Here is a 20,818-nt window from a genome sequence, read left to right as displayed (position 1 = left end):
GGATGCTGCGGCAGGGACGGGCGCGGTGGCGGAGGCCGGGGGCCATGGTTCCCCACCCAAAGTGCGGGGTAGCCCGCGGCGCAGCGATGCTCCACTCGGGCCCGAACCCTGCTCAGCTTCCACCCGCTGGGCTTCCCCCGGCGGGGCCTGCTCCTGCGGGGCCGCCGCTTGCGGGGCCTGCTCCGGCGGGGCCGCCGCTTGCGGGGCCTGCCCCTGCGGGTCGTTGAGCGACGAGGGCGAAGCCTGAGGAGACGAAACGGGCTGAGCGAGCGCCAGCGAGCCGAAGCCTTCTTCAGCAGCGGACTCCTCAGCAGGCGCAGCATCCTGCGCCACAGCATCCGCGACCTCGACGTCGCCGGCCGGGGGCCAGGGCTCGCCGCCGGCCACGCGCGGCAGGCCGCGCCTGAGCATCCGCGTCGCCATGGTTACTTCTTCCGTGCTTCGAGGGCCTCGACCACCTGAGGCACGATCTTGAACAGGTCGCCGACGATGCCGAAGTCGGCGACGTCGAAGATCGGTGCCTCGCCGTCTTTGTTGATCGCGACGATGTTCTTCGCCGTCTGCATGCCCGCACGGTGCTGGATCGCGCCAGAGATCCCGACCGCGACATACAGCTGCGGCGACACCGAGACACCGGTCTGACCGACCTGATGCGCGTAAGGGATGTACCCGGCGTCGACCGCGGCACGCGAGGCACCGATCGCGGCACCCAGGGCGTCGGCGAGCTGCTCGACGAGCACGAACTGCTCCTTCGAACCCAGACCACGACCGCCCGAGACGACCTTCGTCGCGCCACGCAACTCGGGCCGGGACGACTCCGCCTCCACGACCTCGATCGCCCCCGCGGTCGCGGCGGCTGCACCGGATGCCGCTACCTCCAGCGCCTCGACGGTCGGGGATGCGACGGCTTCGGCACGGACGTCCACGGCGCCCTGGCGCACGGTGATGACCGGAGCACCATAGGTCGCTGCGGAATCGACGAGATACGCGCCGCCATAGACGGAGTGGTGCGCGACGATGCCCTCATCGTCGCGGGAGACGCCGATCGCGTCCACCGACAGCGCGAGCTTCTCGCGCACCGCAAGGCGACCGGCGACATCGCGGCCGGTGATCGAGTTCGACACCAGCACGGCATCCGGCTGCACGTTCTTGAACGCGGCCTGCAGAGCGTCGACCAGCGGAACCGTGAGAGACCCGGCATCCGCAGCCGCGGTCAGCACCACCGACGCACCGGCGGCAGCCGCGGCATCCACAGCGCTCTGGGATCCACTCGGCACCAGCCCGACCGGTGACCCGATCGTCGATGCCGCACCGATGAGCGCAGCCGTCGAGCTTGCCGCATCGCCCGCAGGCGTCACGTCCACGAGGACAAGGATCGAGTTGTCGGGGTAGCTCATCATCACACCAGCCTGTTCTGCACGAGGTACTCGACCAGCTTCGCGCCGGCGTCACCCTCATCGGTGATCTTCACACCCGCCGCGCGCGGGGGCTTCTCGGAGACCGTCGTCATGATCGTCCGCGGCGCCGCCGCCGGATCGGACGAGACACCGAGGTCGTCGAGGGAGAGCACCTCGAGCGGCTTCTTCTTCGCCGCCATGATGCCCTTGAAGTTCGGGAAGCGCGCATCCGGCAACGCCTCGGTGATCGAGATCACCGCAGGGAACGACACCGACACGGACTGGTTGCCCTCATCCGCAGCGCGAGTGCCGGAAACACCATCGGCCGTGATCTCCACCGCGTTGAGCGCCGTCGCCTGCGCGAACCCGAGATGCTCAGCGAGCATCGCCGGGATCACGCCGCCGGAGCCGTCGGTCGAGAGATTTCCCGTGATCACCAGGTCGGGCTCCGCGCGACGGATCGCCGCGGCGAGCGCCTCCGCAGTCAACCCGAGGTCAGCACCGGCGAGCTGCTCGTCCGCGACATGCACCGCGGATGCTGCGCCGATCGCGAGTGCGCGACGAATGGATGCCGTGGATGACTCCGGAGCCATCGCGAGGGCGACCACCTCGGTGCCATCGTTCTTGTCAGCAAAAGACAACGCGACTTCCAGAGCACGCTCGGTGATCTCATCCAGCACCACATCACCGGCCCCACGATCCGCCAACCCGGTCTCCAGATTCAGCTTGCGATCGCCATAGGTGTCCGGCACCTCTTTGACCAAGACGAAGATCTTCATCGAATGCTCCTCACGACTGGGGCCGAGTCTAGCGAGACGAGTACCTATGTAGCCAATCGAGCGCCCAAACTTCGATCGCAACCCAGGATGAGCGCCCTAATGTATACAGAGAGCGACATTCTTCGGTCCATCGCGCAAACGGTAGCGTAGACAGCATGACGCTCCCCCGCCCCCTGCCCACCGACCCGCTCGCCGAGGCGAAGCGGCAGTGGCTGGTGCACGGGTGGTCGGAGGCTGCGGACGGCATGACCGTTGTGACTTCGGTGATGCGGGCGCAGCAGCTGCTGTTGGCCAGAGTGGATGCCGCGCTGAAGCCCTTCGGCCTTTCGTTCGCACGGTTCGAGGTGCTGCGCCTGCTCGCCTTCAGTCGCGCGGGTCGGCTGCCTCTGTCCAGCGTCGTGGCCCGCCTGCAGGTGCATGCCACGACGGTGACGAGCACGGCAGAACGCCTCGTGCGCGACGGTCTGATCCTGCGCGAACCGCATCCGCACGACGGGCGCGCGGCGATGCTGGCACTCACCGATGAAGGTCGTGCACTCGTCGAACGAGCCACCACTGCACTCAACGACGAGGTGTTCAGCCACCCTGGGATGAGCTCGGCCGATGCGGCGGATCTCGTCGCGATCGTCGCACGCCTGCGCAAGAATGCGGGCGACTTCACGGAGCCCCGCCCTCAGCCGGATCCGCTCTGATGGCGCGACACCGCTGATGGCACGGTTCGTTCTCGAGCGCGTCTCGATCGTCTTCGACATCGACCCGCCGCACCGGCACTCTGACCGCCGCGAGACCGACACTGCAGCACGAGACCGACCGCAGCCATGTCGGTCTCGCGCCGCAAACTCGGTCTCGAGGGCCGGAGATGGCCCGTCAGATCGCCGAGGCGAAGACCGAGGAAACGCGTGCGCGACGGCTGGAGAAGATTGTCGACGCGCTGGGCGAGTAGTCGCGACGTTTCGACTCGCTCCGCTCGCTCAACGCGTTTCGTCTCCGTCGCTCCGCTCCCTCGCTCAACGACCCACAGAAGCACGATCCCTGCGGTCACCGATCCGACCCGCAGAAGCTCAACGACCCACAGAAGCACGATCCCTGCGGTCACCGATCCGACCCGCAGGCAGCAGGATCCGCGCGGTCAGCGGTGGGTGAAGTTCGGCGCCCGCTTCTCACGGAAGGCCGACATGCCCTCCTTCTGGTCAGCGGTGTCGAACAGTGCGGCGAACGCCTGCTTCTCGTGCACGAGGCCGTCGGCGAGCGACGTCTCCATCGCGGCATCCAGAGCGGCTTTCGCGGCGTAGAGCGAAGGCAGCCCCTTCGATGCGATCGTCTCGGCGAGCGTCGTGGCCTCGGCGAGCAGATCGGATGCCGGAACCACTCGTGACACGAGCCCCGCACGCTCCGCTTCCTCAGCGCCCATCATGCGGCCCGAGAGGATGAGCTCTGCGGCCTTGTAGTAGCCGACCGCGCGGATCAATCGCTGCGTGCCGCCCATCCCTGGAATCACGCCGAGGTTGATCTCCGGCTGGCCGAACTTGGCGGTGTCGGCGGCGAGGATGATGTCGCACATCATCGCCAACTCGCATCCGCCGCCGAGCGCGAACCCGCTCACTGCAGCGATCACGGGGGTGCGGACCGCGGCGAAGTCATTCCACGCACCGAAGTGGTCGGTCTCGCGCATATCGGCCGCTGACATCGACTCCATCTCCTTGATGTCGGCGCCGGCGGCGAACGCCTTCTCCGAACCCGTGACGACGATCGCACCGATGCCGTCGTCGGCGTCAAACGCGACGGCAGCCGCCGTGACCTCCTGCGCGAGCTGCGAGTTCAGCGCGTTCAGCGCCTGAGGACGGTTCAGAGTGATCCACCCCACGCGTCCGCGTTGCTCGGCCAGGATCGTCTCGTACTCGGTCATGTGTTCCCTTCCACGGAAGATGTCACTAATGTCGGATGGCCGGAAGAATATCGGTCGCGGAGAAGTCGTCTCCCACGAACAACAGCCTCTCCCCCGTGATGACGGCGAGCGCATATGCGAAGCAGTCGCCAAAGTTCAGTTTCGCCGGGTGTCCTGAGCCTCGACCATAACGACGATATGCCTCACGGGCGATCTGCGCCTGTTCCGCCGTGACCGGCTCCAGTGCGATGCCAGCGACAGTGCGCAGGTCTTCGAAGTCGCGCTGCGTGCTAACGGATCTGTTGTCCACGACGATCGAGGCTTCCAGCCAGTTCGCGACCGACACCCTACAGTCCTCCTGTATCAAGAGCTCCGCGCACGCCGTCGCATCTGCCTCACCCTGAATGACCGCCAGCATCGCTGAGCTGTCGACGATCATCGCGGCAGCCCGGTGGTTTCATCGTAGAGATCCTCGACGCGGGTGACGCCGGCTGCCGCAGTGCTTTCCTCCCGACGGTAACGTGCACCCATCGCAAGGAGTCGTTGCATGCGACCAGCCCTGGCATTGTTGTCAGGATCCTCGCCGTGCTGCTGCAGAAGAAGACGGAGTGCCGCCTCTATTGCGCTCGTCTGAGTCGTGCCCGTGACACGGGCCGCCTCGCGCGCCAACTCGTGCACGCGTTCGTTCTTGATGTTCAGACTCATGGTGTAATGATACCTTCTCAAGAAGGTGTATGTCTACCGTATTTGATCAGACCTGCTCGTCGCGGATGTCGGTGATGATGCCGGAGAAGTCCCGACCGCCGCCGGAGCCCGCGGCGAATGCGGCATAGATCTCCTGTGCAAGGCGCCCCATCCTCGCGTCCGTCGAGGTCTGTTCGATCGCCTGGAGGGCGAGTCCGAGATCCTTCGCCATCAGGGCGCCGGCGAACCCGGGCTGGTAGTCGCGGTTCGCCGGGCTCGTCGGAACCGGCCCCGGAACAGGGCAGTTCGTGGTGAGCGCCCAGCACTGTCCCGAAGCATTCGCCGCCACGTCGTACAGCGCGTCATGCGAGAGTCCGAGGCGCTCGCCGAGCACGAACGCCTCCCCCACCACGATCTGCGAGACCGCGAGGATCATGTTGTTGCACACTTTCGCGGCCTGCCCGAGCCCCGGCCCGCCGCAGTGCACGATGCGCTTTCCCATCGCCTCGAGCAGCGGGAGAGCAGCGGCGAAGTCGTCATCGGATGCCCCGACCATGAACGCGAGCGTCGCATTCTCCGCTCCGACCACTCCGCCGGAGACCGGCGCATCGACGTTGCGGTGGCCGGCGGCGATCGCCAGCGCGTGCGCGGCCTGCGCCTCGTCCACCGCGATCGTGGACGACTCGATGAACAGCGTTCCCGGTCGCGCCGCGGCCAGCAGCCCGCGCTCATACGCCTCGATCACGTGCTTGCCCGCCGGGAACATCGTGATGACGACATCCGCATCGGTCGCGGCATCCGGACCCGACGCGGCCAGCGCGAGGCCGACTGCTGCCGCGGCCTCGCGCGCAGCATCCATCACGTCGAACGCGATCACGTCGTGACCGGCGACGACCAGGTTGCGTGCCATCGGCAGCCCCATGTGCCCGAGGCCGAGGAATGCGATTCTCATGACGCCGCCTTGAGGGCGTCGCGTCCGACGATCATGCGCATGATCTCGTTCGTCCCTTCCAGGATCTGGTGCACGCGCAGGTCTCGCACGACCTTCTCGATCCCGTAGTCCTGAAGGTACCCGTAGCCGCCATGCAGCTGAAGAGCATCATTGGCGACGCGGAATCCGGCATCCGTCGCGAAGCGCTTGGCCATCGCGCATCGCACGGTCGCGTCCTCCGCGTGCTCGTCGACGGCGCGTGCGCCGTCCTCGACGAGCAGCCGCGCCGCATGCAGCTCGGTCTCCATGTCGGCGATCGCGAATACGATGCTCTGCTTCTCGGCGAGCGCCTCGCCGAACGTGAACCGCTCGTGCACGTAGCGCCGCGCCTGATCCAGTGCCCAGCGCGCACCGCCGAGCGAACAGGCCGCGATGTTGAGCCGACCGCCGTTGAGCGCGGACATCGCGATCGCGAACCCCTGTCCTTCCACGCCGAGAAGAGCGGATGCCGGCACCCGCACCTCATCGAAGATCACCTGCCGCGTCGGCTGGGCGTGCCAGCCCATCTTCTTCTCCGGCGCGCCGAAGGACAGACCCGCCGCGTCACCCGGGACGATGAACGCAGAGATGCCGCGGGCACCCGCCTCGCCGGTGCGCGCCATCACGACGTACACGGCAGCCTCGCCCGCGCCGGAGATGAACTGCTTCACCCCGGTGAGCACGAATTCCTCGCCATCGCGGATCGCGCTCGTGGCGATCGCTGCGGCGTCGGAGCCGGCACCGGGCTCGGTCAGGCAATAGGCGCCGAAACCCGTCATGCCGGTGAGCTCCGGCAGCCATTGCCCGCGTTGCGCATCTGAGCCGTAGGTGTCGAGCATCCACACCACCATGTTGTGGATGGAGATGTACGCGGCGACCGCGGGGTCGCCCTTCGCGAGCTCTTCGAAGATCGCGACCGTATCCACGCGCGACAGTCCGGTGCCGCCGAACTCCTCGTCCACGTAGATGCCGCCGAGGCCGAGCTCGCCGGCGCGCTGCAGCGCCTCACGGGGGAAGATGTGGTTCTCGTCCCGTTCGGCGGCGTACGGAGCGAGTTCGGTCTCGGCGAACTCGCGCACCGCGTGCAGGATGGCTTCGCGCTCCTCGGTGGTTGTGGTGATCATCGTCATCGGGGATCCTCTCGCCTTGTGGGCAGATCGTTGGTCGGTCGTCTTCAGTGCATGGTCGGGATGACGAAGCTCGCGCCGTCGCGCACACCGTGCGCAGGCCAGCGGCTCGTCACGGTCTTGGTCTTCGTGTAGAAGCGGAAGGCGTCGGCGCCGTGCTGGTTGAGGTCGCCGAAGCCGCTGCGCTTCCAGCCGCCGAAGGTGAAGTACGCGATCGGCACGGGGATCGGAACGTTGACGCCCACCATGCCGACGTTCACCCGGGCTGTGAAGTCACGGGCGGCGTCTCCGTCGCGGGTGAAGATCGCGACGCCGTTGCCGAACTCGTGATCGGATGCCATCGCCAGCGCCTGCTCGTAGTCGGCGGCGCGCGCGATCACGAGCACCGGCCCGAAGATCTCCTCGCGGTAGATCGACATGTCTGTGGTGACGTGGTCGAACAGGGTCGGGCCGAGGTAGAAGCCCTCCTCGTGTCCTGGGACGGTGAGCCCTCGTCCGTCGGCGAGCAACGTCGCGCCGGCGTCGATGCCCTGCTGGATATAGTCCTCCACGCGCTCGACCGCAGAGCGCGCCACGAGCGGACCGTAGTCGACGTCCTCGGCGAGTGCGGGCCCCACCCGCAGCTGACCGACCCGCTCCGTGAGCTTCGCGGCGAGCGCCTCGGCCGTCTCGTCGCCGACCGGAACGGCGACCGAGATCGCCATGCAGCGCTCCCCCGCCGAGCCGTAGCCGGAACCGATAAGCGCATCCGCGACCTGATCGAGGTCGGCATCCGGCATCACGATCATGTGGTTCTTCGCTCCGCCGAAGCACTGCGCCCTCTTACCGTGGGCGGTCGCCGTCGAGTAGATGTACTCGGCGATCGGCGTCGATCCCACGAACCCGACCGCCTGGATGCGCGGATCTGTCAGCAGGGTGTCGACGGCCTCCTTGTCGCCGTGGACGACGTTGAAGATGCCGGCGGGCAGACCCGCTTCGAGGAACAGCTCGGCCAGACGCACCGGCACGGAGGGATCGCGTTCGCTGGGCTTGAGCACGAAGGCGTTGCCTGCGGCGATGGCGGGACCCGCCTTCCACAGCGGGATCATCGCGGGGAAGTTGAACGGGGTGATGGCGGCGACGACGCCGAGCGGCTGGCGCATCGAATAGACGTCGATGCCGGTGCCGGCCTCGGTGGAGTACTCACCCTTCAGCAGGTGCGGCGCACCGGCGGCGAACTCGATCACTTCAAGTCCGCGCTGGATGTCGCCCCTGGCGTCATCGAAAGTCTTGCCGTGCTCGCTGGAGAGCAGCGTCGCCAGCTCTGTCATGTTCTTCTGCACGAGATCGAGGAAGCGCAGCAGCACACGCGCCCGCTTCTGCGGGTTGGTCGCCGCCCACGCGGGCTGGGCGGCCTGCGCATCGTCGATGACGCGACGCACCTCAGCCTCCGAGGCGAGTGGCACACGTGCCTGCACACTGCCTTCGCTCGGGTCATACACGTCGCCGAAGCGGCCGTCTTTCGGAGTGAGAAGCGATCCGCCTACGAAGTGGGGGATGGTACGAGTCATTATGCGATGTCCCTTCGCGCCGTCTTTGGCACGATGAACAGATTACTCTGACACCCGCAGGTTTACTAGGGTGTCCATGTATTTGCATGCGGACTCATCTGCTCAGAGATAGTCATCCAGGTGAAGTTGCCGAACGCCGCGATCGTGCGCGATGAACTGCGCGCGCAGCGGTATACCGAGCTCCTCTGCCGCAGCATCCATCGACCTCGCCCAGTGACGATCCGCCGGCGAAGCGGTCGCGTCTCCGACCCGCTCCCAGACGAGAACGATGCTCGCATTCGCTGTCGCCTCACGGATCGCATCAGCGCGGCTCATGAAGACGTGCGCCTCGGACACCCTGCCCAGATCCGCGATGTCGACGAGCTGATCGGGATCGTCGGGATAATCGTCGATCGGGATGATGGGTGAGCCGAGACATCCGCGCTCGTCCATGAAGTGGATCCACATCTGCCGTCGGTTCGCGCCCCGCAGCAACAGCTGCAAGACGTCGCGAAGGTCGTCGTCGCGGTCAAGGACTCGGTCTCGGAGAGGACTGCTCGTATCGGTCATGAACCGATGATGTCGCCTCCAGAGCAGCGGTCTCAGCGTGATTCCGCGGACCTGTGGAAAGGTTCTGGCATCCGCTCGCCTGTGCAGAAACAGTCGATGTCTCGTGTTCCGCGGCCGTTCACCACACGGTCACATTCGGCACGTACAACTGCAGGTGCGCGGAAGAACTCAGACCGGATCGGGTAGTCAGAACTTTCCGCGCACCGGTGAGCGAAGCTCCCGAGACCCCCGCCGAATCGGGTCGGCGGGGGTCTACTCTTCCCCGTTCGAATCGCGCAAAGTGCGGCCATCGCCCGCTTGCCGGCGGGCGTTGCGTGGCTGGCTCAGTCCCAGGTGACGGTCGGGGTCTCCTGGGCGAAGTCGACCGACGGGGTGTCCATGTACCCGCCGAACAAGACCTCGAACTCCGAGGTCGTGCCGTCCTTGGTGCCCTGAAGCGTCATATCCACATCCGGAGTGTCATACGTCGAGACGAGCGTGGGCGTGGAGTAGTCGACCTCCGGCAGCATGCTGTCGAGCGTCGCCTGACCATCGCCGGTGATCGTCCTGGTCACCGAGCCGTCGACCGGCGTGTAGCCGCTGAGGTCGATGTCGGTGATGTCCATGCCGCACGGCGTCGTGAGAGTCTTCATCGCCACGCACTCCTCGATCGCCGTGCGCACGAGTGAGCGGAACGTCGCGGCGCCGTCATCGGTGAGCACCGGGTAGATGTCCCAGAACAGCTCACTGTCGGCATCCGTGGAGAGCGTGAACGTGTCCGTGTCGGAGTCGAGCGCGAACTGCTCGTAACCGAGCGCCAGCTGGTACGCACCGGGGAAGAGCGACGTCGAGGAATCGGCGGGTTCGACACCGTTCACGGTCAGGCCGAGACCGTCGAAGTTCGACAGTGTCGCCATGACCAGGCCGTCGCTGATCAGCCATCCGTCTTCGGAGGAGTTGTACGCCGTGAAGTCACGTTCGACCGTCTCGCCTCCGACGGCGAAGGATGCCGAGACCGTCGCCTCGTACTCGCTCGCGTCCTCAGACTCCTCGACGACGATGTCGGTGATCGGAGCGAGCTCGAGCGAGGCGCCGAGCACCTCGTCTGTGAGCAGGCTGTCGTCGGCGTAGGTCTCGACGAACGTGATCGCTGCCTCTGCGTCACCCTCGGACAGGGCGGTCAGGTACTTCTCCACCGCATCGGATGCCGTCGGGGCAGCACCACGGAGAAGATTCGGCACGATGATCGCGGCGGCGATCAGGAGTACCAGTACCGCGGCGCCGCCGATGATGCCGAACAACAGGCCCTTCGACATCGGCTTCTTCGGGGCGGCGGGCGCCGCCGAGTACGCACCAGGAGGATATCCACCGACGGGGTATCCTTGGGTCGCGTTCGGGTCATACCCGGTGGCAGCCTGATACGTGGGCGCCGACTGCAGGGTAGGAGCACCCGGAAGCTCGTGACCACCCAGGGCGGTCTGCGGATGCGCGGGCGCGTCACTCGCGGGAGCAACGAACGCATCTTCGATCGGTGCGACCACCGGTTCCGCCGCAGGATCCACGCCGAGTTCCGGTGCAGGCTCGGCCACCGGCGCGAATTCGGGTGCGGCATCCGGCGATGCAGCATCGTCGGATGAGAATGTGCCGTCGAAGCCGTGCTGGCCCGCGGTTGCCTCATTCGCCGGCTCCGGCACGGTCGGCGGAGCGGGCTCAGGGGTCCCGGGCGTCTCGTTCGTCACGCTCTCATCGTATTGCCGGAGCGTCGGGTCACCCGTGGGCAGAGATGCCCATGAGTGGTGCCATCAGATCGCGCTGAACCGCCAGGATGCTGAGGCTTCGGCCCCCGGTTCGAGCACGATCAGGTCGACCGCGGAGTTGAACGCGTCGGGCGGGCAGGTCATCGGCTCGACCGCGAGGCCGATCCGGCTGCGCGCGGCATCGGTCGGCAGATCGGCCGTGTGCACTTGGACCCACGGGCAGCTCTCGTCCCAGGTGAGTGCGACACCGTGCCCGTCCGCTGCGACGACGCGCACCTCGGCGACGCCGTCGGTACGGGCGAGCTCGGTGAACGCGTGGTCGATGAACACGTCGCCGATCATGCGTGGCGTACGGAAGTCCCATTCCGGATGCGCGTCGACCGCGTCCACCGCGATCGGGCTCAGTCGGTCGGCCGTGACGGTGAGCACTTCGGATGCCGGGAGCGCGAGAGTCCAATCATCGACGCGCCCTTCCCCACCGACCAGATACGGATGCGGTCCGGTGCCCCAGGGCGCAGCATCCGTTCCGATGTTGCGCGCGGTGACGGTCTGATTCAGACCGTCGGAGTCGAGACGGAACTCGACGGCGACTTCGACGCGGAACGGGTAGCCGAGCTGCGGTTCGATCACGGCGACCAGCACGACGCGGTCATCTTCCACGACGCGGTCGGCGAACTCGGTCCACGCCAGCAGGCCGTGCAGTGCATGCCCGCGGGCGGGTTCCGTGAGCGCGAGCTGATGCTCATGACCATCGAAGGAGTACGTGCCGTCGACGACGCGGTTCGGCCACGGGGCGAGCGTCGCTCCCCGATATGCGGGACGCACCTCGTCGGCGTCGAACGGCACGATGAGGTCGCGGCCGTCATGCTGCAGCATCCGCAGCGTCGCGCCGACGCTGGCGATGGCCGCCTCGTAGCCGTGCGCGGCGAGAGTCAGCTGGCGTCCTGACGCTTCGACGGGCTCAGCGTTCGTGGCCATCAGAGCCCCTGCGCCAGGCGGTAGTAGGCCTGGTTCCAGCGCACCTGCTTCTGGAACTCGGGCAGCGTGGTGGCCTCATCGATGACGAGCAGCTCGATCTCGGCCATCTCGGCGAAGTCGCGGAACGCCTCGATGCCGAGCGCGGTCGACATCACGGTGTGGTGCGCGGCACCGGCGGTGAGCCAGGCCGCGGCGCTGGTGGTGAAGTCCGGAGCGGGCTTCCACACGGCGCGACCGACGGGGAGCTTGGGCAGCGCCTCGCGCGGCTCGACGTTCTCGACGATGTTCGCGGTCAGGCGGAACCGGTCGCGCATGTCGCTCAGGGCGACGACGACGGCCGGGCCGGGGTCGGCGGTGAAGACCAGGCGCACCGGGTCGTCCTTGCCGCCGATGCCGAGCGGGTGGATCTCCAGCGTCGGCTTCGCGGCGGTGAGCGACGGCGAGACCTCGAGCATGTGCGCGCCGAGGATCAGCTCGTCGCCCGGGGTCATGTCGTAGGTGTAGTCCTCCATCAGGCTCGCGCCGCCGGGAAGGCCCGCGCCCATCACGTTGGCGATGCGCACCAGCACGGCGGTCTTCCAGTCGCCCTCGGCGCCGAAGCCGTAGCCCTCGGCCATCAGGCGCTGCACGGCCAGACCCGGCAGCTGCTTCAGCTCGCCGAGGTCTTCGAACGAGGTGGTGAACGCGCCGAACCCGCCCTCCTCCAGGAAGGAGCGCAGGCCGATCTCGATGGCCGCGCCGTCGCGCAGCGACGGGTGCCGCTCGCCGCCCTTGCGCAGTTCCGGGGCCACCTCGTAGAGCTCCTCGTACTCGGCGACGAGGGCGTCGATGTCGGATTCGGATGCCGCGGCGACGGCATCGGCGAGCTCGTTCACGCCCCACGTGTTCACCTGCACGCCCAGGCGCAGCTCGGCTTCGGTCTTGTCGCCCTCGGTGACGGCGACGAAGCGCATGTTGTCACCGAATCGGGCGAGCTTGAGCGAACGGGATGCCGCAAGGCCTGCTGCCGCACGCTGCCAGGTGCCCAGCTCGGTGCGCACGCGCGGGTCGCTGGCGTGGCCGACGATCGTCTTGCGCGGCACGCCCAGCCGGGTCTGGATGTAGCCGAACTCGCGGTCGCCGTGCGCGGCCTGGTTCAGGTTCATGAAGTCGAAGTCGATGTCGGCCCAGGGCAGTGCGACGTTCGCCTGCGTGTGCAGGTGCGCGAGCGGCTTCTGCAGCGCATCGAGGCCGGTGATCCACATCTTCGCGGGGCTGAAGGTGTGCATCCAGGCGACCAGGCCGATCACGCGGTCATCGGCGTTCGCCTCGAGCATCGTTCGCTTAATGGCTGCGGAGTCGGTGAGCACCGGCTTCCAGACGATCCTGACCGAAACCTCGGATGCCGCATCCAGGGCATCCGAGATCGCCCGCGACTGCTCGGCGACCTGCGCGAGCGTCTCGGGACCGTAGAGGTGCTGGCTGCCGGTGAGGAACCAGACCTCGTATCCGTCGAGCGAGGTGGTGAGGGCGGTGCGGGTCATGAGTCGTTCCTTGGTCAGAGTGCGGCGACGGCGGCGGCTTCGACGGCCAGCCCGGAGCGGTAGCGGTCGAGGTAGGTCGCGTAGCCGGCGACGTCGGCCTGGTCGGGGTCGACGACGCGGATGTCGGCATCCGCGAACACGTGATCGTCGAGGTAGGCGGTGAGATCCTGGTCCGAGCCGAGGTGGGCCGCGAGCACCGCGATGCCCCACGCCCCGCCCTCGGACGCCGTGTCCCCGACGGCGACCGGCGCGTTCAGCGCCCCGGCCAGGAAGCGCTGCGCGACACCGGCCGTGCGGAACATGCCGCCGTGCGCGAACATCCGATCGAGTCGCACGCCTTCGTCCTCGAGCACGCGCATGCCCAGACTGAGCGTGCCGAAGACTCCGTACAGCTGCGCGCGCATGACGTTCGCGAGCGTGAACCGGCTGTCGGGGGTGCGCACGAACAGTGGACGCCCCTCCTCGAGCCCGGCGATCGGCTCACCCGCGAGGTGGTTGTAGGCCAGCAGGCCACCGGCATCCGCCTCGCCGTCGAGCGCCTCACGGAAGAGGGTCTCGAACACGGCATCCGCCGAGCCGCGGATGCCGGAGGCCTCGGCGAACCGCACGAACATGCCCACCCAGGCCGCCAGCTCGCTGGCGCCGTTGTTGCAGTGCACCATCGCGACGGCGTCGCCGGCGGGGGTGGTGACCAGGTCGAGCTCGTGGTGCACGTCGGCGAGCGAATGCTCCAGTACGACCATCGCGAAGATGCTCGTGCCCGCACTCACGTTTCCGGTGCGCGGGGCGACCGCGTTGGTCGCGACCATGCCCGTGCCGGCGTCGCCCTCAGGCGGGCAGAGCGGGATGCCGGGCTGCAGCGCCCCGGTGGGGTCGAGCAGCGCGGCACCGGATGCCGTCAGCACGCCGGCATCCGCTCCCGCGACCAGCACCTCGGGCAGCAGCGGGCGCAGATCGCCGCCGGTGTGCGCGTCGTAGCGCCCGATGAGCTGCTGGTCGTAGTCGCGGGCGACCGAATCGATCGGGAACATTCCGGATGCGTCGCCGATGCCGAGCACGCGCCGACCGGTGAGCTGCCAGTGCACGTAGCCCGCCAGCGTGGTGATCGCCGCCACTCGGTCGATGTGCGACTCGCCATCCAGCTGCGCCTGCCGCAGGTGCGCGACCGACCAGCGCAGCGGGATGTTCACGCCCAGCAGCTCGGTCAGCTCGGCCGCCGCGGGGCCCGTGTTGGTGTTGCGCCAGGTGCGGAACGGCGCGAGCAGGTCACCGGCATCGTCGAAGGCGAGGTAGCCGTGCATCATCGCCGAGATGCCGATCGCCCCGAAGGCGGTGGGACGGATGCCGTAGCGGTCGTGCACGTCGGCGACGAGGCCCGCGTAGGCGTCTTGAAGCCCGGCCCAGACCGCGTCCACCGGGTAGGTCCACAGCCGATCTTCGAAGCGGTTCTCCCAGTCGTGGGATCCGGTGGCGAGCACCTCGTGGGTCGTCGCGTCGATCAGGCAGGCCTTGATGCGGGTCGAGCCGAACTCGATGCCGAGGGCCGTGGCCCCGGTGCGGATGGTGTCGGCCGTGGCGCTCATCGCCGGGCGTCCGCACTCTGGCCGTACACGTTCTGGTACCGGTCGTACAGGCTGTCGATCGCCTGCTGCGGGATCGGGATGAGATCCCCGGCCTCGCGGGCGAGGTGCACGGTGCGCGCCACATCCTCGACCATGACGGCGGCCTTGACGGCATCCTTCGCATCCGCCCCGATTGTGAACGGACCATGGTTCTGCATCAGCACCGCACGGCTGCGGTGGCCGCTGAGGGTCTCGACGATGCCGCGGCCGATCGAGTCGTCACCGATGATCGCGAACGGGCCGACCGGGATCGGCCCGCCGAACTCGTCGGCCATGGCCGTGATCACGCAGGGGATCTCCTCGCCGCGCGCGGCCCATGCCACCGCGTAGGTCGAGTGGGTGTGCACGACGCCTCCGACCTCGGGCATGTTCCGGTACACATAGGCGTGCGCCGCGGTGTCGCTGGACGGCGCACGGTCACTGCCGGCCGTGCCCGCGATGACGTTGCCGTCGAGGTCGCAGAGGATCATGTTCTCGGGCGCCAGGTCGTCGTAGCTCACTCCCGAGGGCTTGATGACGAACAGGTCGGCGCTCGGGTCGTCTCCGACGCGCACGCGCCCGGACACGTTGCCGCCGGTCCACACCACCAGGCCGTAGCGGACGAGTTCGCCGTGCAGCCGGGCGACATCGGCCCGCACGGCGGCGACGGATGCCTCGATCTCGGGGGTGAAGGTTGTCATGGGTTCCTCTTCATCGAAACTGTGACCGGTCACAGTCACTCAATCACGGGCTCGTCACTCCCGTCAACCCGCACGCGGGCATTGCGGAGGAGCCGTGTTCTCTCATTCGCCGTTGCGAAGGTCCTTCAGCGTCCGACGCTCGAAGGACACGTGGCTGAAAACGGCCTCGGCTCGGTCGCCGTTCGGCGCCTGCGCCATGAATCCCACCCGCGGATCCCCGTGCAGGTCCAACCGGAAGAGCCGCGCGAACCGCCAGAAGGCGCCGTCGAGCGAAGAGTGGAAGGCGAACGCCGATCCGACGCGCGCGATGCGCAGCCAGACAGCCGAGCCCTCGACCGGCGCGCCGTTCGCGTCATCCGAGAACTCGTCGGTCACGACGCTGACGACCATGGCCTCGCCCTGAGGGGACTGCTCGAAGCAGAGCTTGGCCCAATGACGATCGTCTGCCCACACCGTGAGCACCGCGGCATCGAACGTCGTGCGGGGAGGATTCACCTCGACGCGCGCCGAGAGCAGGAAATCCCCGTGCCCGGGGGCGAAGGACAGGCTGGTCGACAGCGGTTCAGCCGGTGCGCCGTCTCGGGTCGCATCATTGCTCCAGTCGGTTCCCGCGGCGGCGGTCAGCACCAGCCGGTCGTCGCCGTGCTCCGCGCCTCCGGGGCCGTGGGTCCACTCCAGCGACGGCAGCCCGGTCAGGTCGATGCTCATGCTCCAGCCTTCCCGTGCTCCGACGCCCTGTCGGCGCTTTCGACCGTGATCCGCGTGCGATAGCGGCGTCGCTCGCCGGGCCGCAGGGTCACGAGCTCTCCGTCGCGCAGAGCCTGGGCCCGCCCGCCGTCGCGCGAGGTCGACGGCTCGACCCCCAGCACGTTGGTCCCCGGGCTGGCATCGCGCCAGAGGATCAGCAGCGGGAACGTGTCGCCGCTCCATTCCAGAGTCAGGGCGACGTCGCGCTCGGGCGAGTTGAGCGTGAGCCGCGCCTGCGGGCCCGAGTGCGCGTAGATCACCTGCTCGTCGGTCGGCGCTGCGGACACCCCCGGGGCGATGTCGTCGATCGAGGGCACGCCCGGCTCGTCCCGCGATCCGAACACGGTCGCGTCGGTCGCGATCGTCGTGTCGTCGTCGAGGATCGGGTACCCGAGGTTGAGATGATGACGGAACATGTGGCCGGCGTCGTCGAATCCGTCGTTCGAGACCGTGTCCTCGATCTCCAGAATCGGATGCCGGATCCAGGCGCGGATGCAACGGAGGAGCCTCAGAGTCGGCGACCCCGGAGCGGCTTCGACGACGTCGCCCGTGATCTCGAGGTGCGCGTCCTCCCCTTCGCCCCGGATGCGCCAGGTCACGTTGTCGGCCGCGATGTGGCCGATGCGGCCGTGCAGGCCGTGCGCGGTGCCGTCCACCGTCGACGGCATGCCCGAGGAGGCGAGCCCGCACGTCGTCAGCAGACCGCCGCCGAACGTCCTGATCCAGCCGGCGCCATCGGGCTCGTGCCGCACCGCTGCGACCCGCCCCCGGGCCGACGCCCAGGCGAGCGGGAGACCCGATGCATCGGCCCAACCGATGTCCATCGCACGGTCGAGGAGCACCTCGAACGACACCCCGCGCGGATTGCGCACGATCAGCACGGGCGCGCCCGCGGCCATTCCCTCGGTCAGCTGCGCCCGGTCGACTCGCACGAGCTGGTCGGCATCGCCGACCTTTCGCGTCGTCTCACCCCAGGCCGCTGCGCCGCCCGTCAGGGTCAACCCGCACCCCGCACCTCGGCGGCCGACCGGCGCCATGCGCCGACGGCGACGGCGACGACGAGCACCGAGCCGGTGACCACGTACTGCCAGTACGACGCGACGCCGAGCATGTTCAGCGCCTTCGACAGCACCGCGAAGAGCAGGGCTCCCACGACCGCGCCGAAGACCGTGCCTCGTCCGCCTCGCAGCGCCGTGCCGCCGACGACGACCGCGGCGATCACGTTCATCTCGAGGCCGGTCGCCATGTTCGCCTCTGCGGAGGAGAGGCGTCCCGCCATGAACACCCCGGCCAGGGCGAAGCAGATCCCTGCGACGACGAAGACCAGGACCTTCGTGCGGTTGACCTGCATGCCGGCGAGCTGCGCGGCCCGCTCGTTCGATCCGACCGCCCGCAGTGTGCGGCCGAAGCTGGTGCGGTAGAGCAGGAAGTAGGTGATGACGGCCAGCACGATGAGCGCGATGAACGCGTAGGGCACCACGCCGATCGATCCGGTGGTGAACGCACGGAAGTTCCTCGAGGTGACGCTCACGACCGAGCCGCCGGTCCAGATGAACGACGCACCCAGGAACAGGTAGAGGGTGCCCAGTGTCGCGATGAACGGCGCGATCCTGACATAGGTGATCAGAAGTCCGTTGACGAGGCCGAGGGCCGCACCCACGCCGATGGCCAGCACGATGACCACCCCGATGGTGGTGTGCGGCAGCGCGGTCCCGACCGCGATCGCGCTCACCGCCAGGATGCCCGCGACGCTCAGGTCGAGCAGTCCTCCCGTGATCAGCAGCACCATCCCGCAGGCGGCGATGCCGACGAAGGCGGTCTCGAACAGGATGTTCTCGATGTTGCCCGCGCCCCAGAACGACGGCTTCACGACGCCGACGGCGAGGAAGGCGACGACGACCACCACCACGAGGTACTGCCGGGAGACGAAGGAGACGGCGGTCTGCATCCAGGCCGAGAGCCTCGACCGCTCGGACTGCTCTTCCACGGGCTCGAGTGCGGGCAGGGTGGCGGTCATGATGCCTTTCCTTCGAACACACGCCGGACTGCGGCCCGCTGGGCGCTGTCGAGACTGAGCGCGAACACGAGCAGCACACCGAGTGCGACGTACTGGTAGAACGATGCGACGTTGAGCAGGTTCAGCCCGGAGTTGATCATCGCCAGCAGAAGCGCGGCGAGGAAGGTGCCGACGATGTTGCCGCGCCCACCGGCCATGCTCGTACCGCCGAGCACGACCACGGCGATCGCCTGCAGTTCGAGGCCGGTGCTGAGCGACCCGTTGACGTTTCCGAGCTGGCTCGCCAGCAGGATGCCCGCGACGCCCGCGGCGAGCGCGGCCACCACGTAGGCGATGAGGTTGATCCGCTTCACGTTGATGCCGCTGTCGGCCGCCGATTCCGGGCTGCCGCCGACGGCGACCAGGTGCTTGCCGAACCGCATCCGATCGAGCACGAACCAGAAGCCGGCGCCGATGATCACTGCGAGGATGAACGGCACCGGAACACCCGCGACGGATGACGTGGAGACCGAGCGGAACGACATGTCGGCGATCATGATCGGGGCGCCGCCGGTGAACAGCAGGGCGAGCCCCCGGAAGACGCTCATGGTCGAGAGCGTCGCGATGAAGGAGGGCACCCGGAACGTCGTGACGACGATGCCGTTGAGGAGCCCCAGGACGATCGCGGCGAGCAGTCCGGCGAGGATCCCGGTCGCGAGCCCCCAGGTGTTCACCGAGACGGCCGCGACGCAGGCGACGACGGCCTGGGTCGAGCCGACCGAGAGATCGATTCCGCGCAGCGCGATCACCATCGTCATCCCGTACGCGGTGATCGCGAGGATCGCGCCGTTGACGAGCATGTTGGTGATGTTCGAACCGCTCAGGAAGTTCGGCACGAGGAGGATGCCGGCCACGAGCACGACGACGAAGGGGATGACGACCCCGAGCTTCTGCAGCAGACCCTGGCGCCGCGCGGCGCGATCGGCACGCACGGCCGAGGCGTCGCGCTCCTGATCTGCGACGGCGACGGCATCCACCGTCGCACCCTGTGTTTCAGTCATGGGTTCCCTCCAGGGTGATCTGCCCGACGGATGCACCGACGATGTTGTCCTCTGTGATCTCCGCACCCTGCAGCTCGGCGGTCTGGCGGCCGGCGAGGAACACGACGCAGCGCTCGGAGATCGCCACGAGCTCCGGCGCATCGGAGCTGGAGACGATGACGCCGACACCCTGCGAGGCCAAGCGCCGGATCAGCTGGTAGATCTCGAGCTTCGCGCCGACATCCACCCCTCGGGTGGGCTCGTTCAGAAGCAGCACCCGGCATCCGGATTCCAGTGCGCGACCGAGAAGCACCTTCTGCTGGTTGCCGCCCGAGAGGTTGCCGATCAGCTGACGGCCGTGGGGCACGCGGATGCGCAGATCCCGACGCAGGCCCTCGAAGAGGCCGCCCTCCTCCCGGCGGGAGGGGACGAGCCGACGCCACCAGGAGGTGGCGGCGGGGTCGCGCGACACCATGGCGTTCTCGGTCACGTCGAGGTGGGGCAGGATGCCTTCGTTCTTGCGGTCCTCGCTGAGCATGTAGATTCCGGCGCGGATCGCGGCCGAGACCGAGCGCAGCGAGACGATGTCGCCGTCGACCCTCACCACGCCGTCGAGAATGGCCAGGTCGCCGAAGAGGGCCCGGGTGAGCTCACTGCGGCCCGAGCCGATCAGTCCGGCGAGACCGACGATCTCACCCGCGCCGACTGTGAGAGAGAAAGGCTCGTCGAATCCGCCGAGGCGCACGCTCTCCACAGAGAGACGCTCGTCACGCGCCGCTGCCTCTTCGGTGCGGCGTTCGAGGGTCTGGGGCTTTCTTCCGAGCATGTGCTCGACCAGGCCCTGCTCGTCGAGCGCTGCGGTCTCCGAGCGGTGCACCAGTGATCCGTCGCGGAGCACCGCGACCTCGTCGCACAGGTCGAAGACCTCGTCGAGATGGTGGGAGACGTAGACGATGGCCTTGCCCTGCGCGGCGAGTCGGCGCACGATCTCGTGCAGCTGTGCGACCTCGGCGCGGTTGAGGGCCGCGGTCGGCTCGTCCATGATGAGCACGTCGAAGTCGCGCGAGAGAGCCCGTGCGATCTCGACCATCTGCTGGTCGCCGGTGGTCAGCGAGCTGACGAGGCGGTTCGGATCGAGATCCAGACCGAGCAGCGCGAGCAGCTCGGCGACCCGCTGGCGGGTCTCGCGACCACGGATGACTCCGGAGGTCGTCAGCTCGTGTCCGAGCATGATGTTGTCGGCGATCGACAGTTGGGGAACCAGACGGAACTCCTGGCTGACGACCGATATCCCGGCGGCCTGCGACTCCGCGGAGCTGCCGAACCGGCAGGCCTCTCCGCGAAGCCGCAGAACCCCCTCGACGGGCTGCTCGATGCCCGCGAGGATCCGGATCAGAGTGCTCTTGCCAGCGCCGTTCTCGCCGACGAGAGCGAGAATCCGTCCGGACTCGATCTCGAGCGACACGCCTTTCAGGGCGCGCACGCCCGGGTACTGCTGGACGATGTTCTCGACTGCGAGCACGGCGCTCATGGCAAGGGTCCTCTGCTTCTGTCT

Annotated in this window: 21 protein-coding genes and 1 pseudogene; 2 read left to right on the top strand and 20 right to left on the bottom strand. The window is 68.0% G+C overall.

All coding sequences use genetic code 11. The features are described 5' to 3' along the window. The 3 genes and pseudogenes from J1M43_RS16645 to J1M43_RS03545 all read right to left on the bottom strand — a co-directional run. A pseudogene (locus J1M43_RS16645) lies at positions 1-423 on the bottom strand (cytochrome b/b6 domain-containing protein); the annotation flags it as partial. 2 nt (positions 424-425) lie between these two features. Then, a complete protein-coding gene (locus J1M43_RS03550) occupies positions 426-1,400 on the bottom strand; it encodes an electron transfer flavoprotein subunit alpha/FixB family protein (protein ID WP_241245182.1) in 975 nt (324 codons plus the stop codon). Continuing rightward, on the bottom strand, positions 1,400-2,176 hold the full coding sequence (locus tag J1M43_RS03545; RefSeq protein WP_206475819.1) for an electron transfer flavoprotein subunit beta/FixA family protein: 777 nt from the start codon (positions 2,174-2,176) through the stop codon (positions 1,400-1,402). Before J1M43_RS03545 ends, J1M43_RS03550 begins: the two co-directional genes overlap by 1 nt. Positions 2,177-2,331: 155 nt before the next feature. Here J1M43_RS03545 and J1M43_RS03540 point away from each other — a divergent pair, with 155 nt between their 5' ends. Continuing rightward, the gene (locus J1M43_RS03540) at positions 2,332-2,868 is read left to right on the top strand and encodes a MarR family winged helix-turn-helix transcriptional regulator (RefSeq protein WP_033105905.1); all 537 of its coding nucleotides are present in this window, start codon (positions 2,332-2,334) and stop codon (positions 2,866-2,868) included. 167 nt (positions 2,869-3,035) lie between these two features. After that, positions 3,036-3,119 carry a YdeI/OmpD-associated family protein gene (locus tag J1M43_RS17145; protein ID WP_084595729.1) on the top strand — a complete coding sequence of 28 codons (84 nt, stop codon included), beginning with the start codon at positions 3,036-3,038 and terminating at the stop codon, positions 3,117-3,119. A gap of 186 nt (positions 3,120-3,305) precedes the next feature. Here the strand turns inward: J1M43_RS17145 and J1M43_RS03530 are convergent, their stop codons facing one another. The 17 genes from J1M43_RS03530 to J1M43_RS03450 all read right to left on the bottom strand — a co-directional run bounded on the left by J1M43_RS03530 (position 3,306) and on the right by J1M43_RS03450 (position 20,794). Continuing rightward, a complete protein-coding gene (locus J1M43_RS03530; protein ID WP_206475817.1) occupies positions 3,306-4,082 on the bottom strand; it encodes an enoyl-CoA hydratase-related protein in 777 nt (258 codons plus the stop codon). Positions 4,083-4,107: 25 nt separating this feature from the next. Further along, positions 4,108-4,479 (bottom strand): type II toxin-antitoxin system VapC family toxin, encoded by a 372-nt coding sequence (locus tag J1M43_RS03525; protein ID WP_241245309.1) that lies wholly within the window; start codon positions 4,477-4,479, stop codon positions 4,108-4,110. Between the two features lie 17 nt (positions 4,480-4,496). Next, a complete protein-coding gene (locus J1M43_RS03520) occupies positions 4,497-4,766 on the bottom strand; it encodes a type II toxin-antitoxin system VapB family antitoxin (protein WP_033105902.1) in 270 nt (89 codons plus the stop codon). A gap of 46 nt (positions 4,767-4,812) precedes the next feature. Then, entirely contained in the window at positions 4,813-5,697 is an 885-nt protein-coding gene (gene mmsB, locus J1M43_RS03515; protein WP_206475813.1) for a 3-hydroxyisobutyrate dehydrogenase, read from the bottom strand. Then, positions 5,694-6,839, bottom strand: coding sequence for an acyl-CoA dehydrogenase family protein (locus J1M43_RS03510; RefSeq protein ID WP_374058526.1), 1,146 nt, complete (start codon positions 6,837-6,839; stop codon positions 5,694-5,696). The genes mmsB and J1M43_RS03510 overlap by 4 nt, the downstream gene beginning before the upstream one ends. A gap of 50 nt (positions 6,840-6,889) precedes the next feature. Continuing rightward, entirely contained in the window at positions 6,890-8,392 is a 1,503-nt protein-coding gene (locus tag J1M43_RS03505; RefSeq protein ID WP_033105900.1) for a CoA-acylating methylmalonate-semialdehyde dehydrogenase, read from the bottom strand. A gap of 102 nt (positions 8,393-8,494) precedes the next feature. After that, complete coding sequence (locus J1M43_RS03500) at positions 8,495-8,941, bottom strand: hypothetical protein (RefSeq protein ID WP_033105899.1); 447 nt, start codon at positions 8,939-8,941, stop codon at positions 8,495-8,497. 323 nt (positions 8,942-9,264) lie between these two features. Next, positions 9,265-10,659, bottom strand: a complete 1,395-nt coding sequence (locus J1M43_RS03495) for a hypothetical protein (protein WP_206475808.1) — start codon at positions 10,657-10,659, stop codon at positions 9,265-9,267. Positions 10,660-10,722: 63 nt separating this feature from the next. Then, entirely contained in the window at positions 10,723-11,655 is a 933-nt protein-coding gene (locus tag J1M43_RS03490) for an aldose 1-epimerase family protein (protein ID WP_206475806.1), read from the bottom strand. Next, positions 11,655-13,178: an L-arabinose isomerase gene (araA, locus tag J1M43_RS03485; RefSeq protein WP_206475804.1), complete on the bottom strand. Its 1,524-nt coding sequence runs from the start codon at positions 13,176-13,178 to the stop codon at positions 11,655-11,657. Before araA ends, J1M43_RS03490 begins: the two co-directional genes overlap by 1 nt. Before the next feature lie 14 nt (positions 13,179-13,192). Further along, positions 13,193-14,761 carry a xylulokinase gene (locus J1M43_RS03480; RefSeq protein WP_206475802.1) on the bottom strand — a complete coding sequence of 523 codons (1,569 nt, stop codon included), beginning with the start codon at positions 14,759-14,761 and terminating at the stop codon, positions 13,193-13,195. Next, positions 14,758-15,480 (bottom strand): L-ribulose-5-phosphate 4-epimerase, encoded by a 723-nt coding sequence (locus J1M43_RS03475; protein WP_206475800.1) that lies wholly within the window; start codon positions 15,478-15,480, stop codon positions 14,758-14,760. The genes J1M43_RS03480 and J1M43_RS03475 overlap by 4 nt, the downstream gene beginning before the upstream one ends. A 102-nt stretch (positions 15,481-15,582) precedes the next feature. Next, positions 15,583-16,188, bottom strand: coding sequence for a DUF1349 domain-containing protein (locus J1M43_RS03470; protein WP_206475798.1), 606 nt, complete (start codon positions 16,186-16,188; stop codon positions 15,583-15,585). Continuing rightward, positions 16,185-17,228 (bottom strand): DUF4432 family protein, encoded by a 1,044-nt coding sequence (locus J1M43_RS03465; protein ID WP_206475796.1) that lies wholly within the window; start codon positions 17,226-17,228, stop codon positions 16,185-16,187. Before J1M43_RS03465 ends, J1M43_RS03470 begins: the two co-directional genes overlap by 4 nt. Continuing rightward, positions 17,225-18,244 (bottom strand): ABC transporter permease, encoded by a 1,020-nt coding sequence (locus tag J1M43_RS03460; protein ID WP_206475794.1) that lies wholly within the window; start codon positions 18,242-18,244, stop codon positions 17,225-17,227. The genes J1M43_RS03465 and J1M43_RS03460 overlap by 4 nt, the downstream gene beginning before the upstream one ends. After that, entirely contained in the window at positions 18,241-19,284 is a 1,044-nt protein-coding gene (locus J1M43_RS03455) for an ABC transporter permease (protein WP_206475792.1), read from the bottom strand. Before J1M43_RS03455 ends, J1M43_RS03460 begins: the two co-directional genes overlap by 4 nt. Beyond that, positions 19,277-20,794, bottom strand: a complete 1,518-nt coding sequence (locus J1M43_RS03450) for a sugar ABC transporter ATP-binding protein (RefSeq protein ID WP_206475790.1) — start codon at positions 20,792-20,794, stop codon at positions 19,277-19,279. Before J1M43_RS03450 ends, J1M43_RS03455 begins: the two co-directional genes overlap by 8 nt. Positions 20,795-20,818 lie beyond the last annotated feature (24 nt).

The sequence above is a fragment of the Microbacterium sp. KRD172 genome, assembly GCF_017168295.1.
Taxonomy (GTDB): domain Bacteria; phylum Actinomycetota; class Actinomycetes; order Actinomycetales; family Microbacteriaceae; genus Microbacterium; species Microbacterium profundi.
The sequence above is the reverse complement of the archived record's forward strand: the minus strand, read 5'-3'. Positions and strand labels throughout refer to the sequence as shown.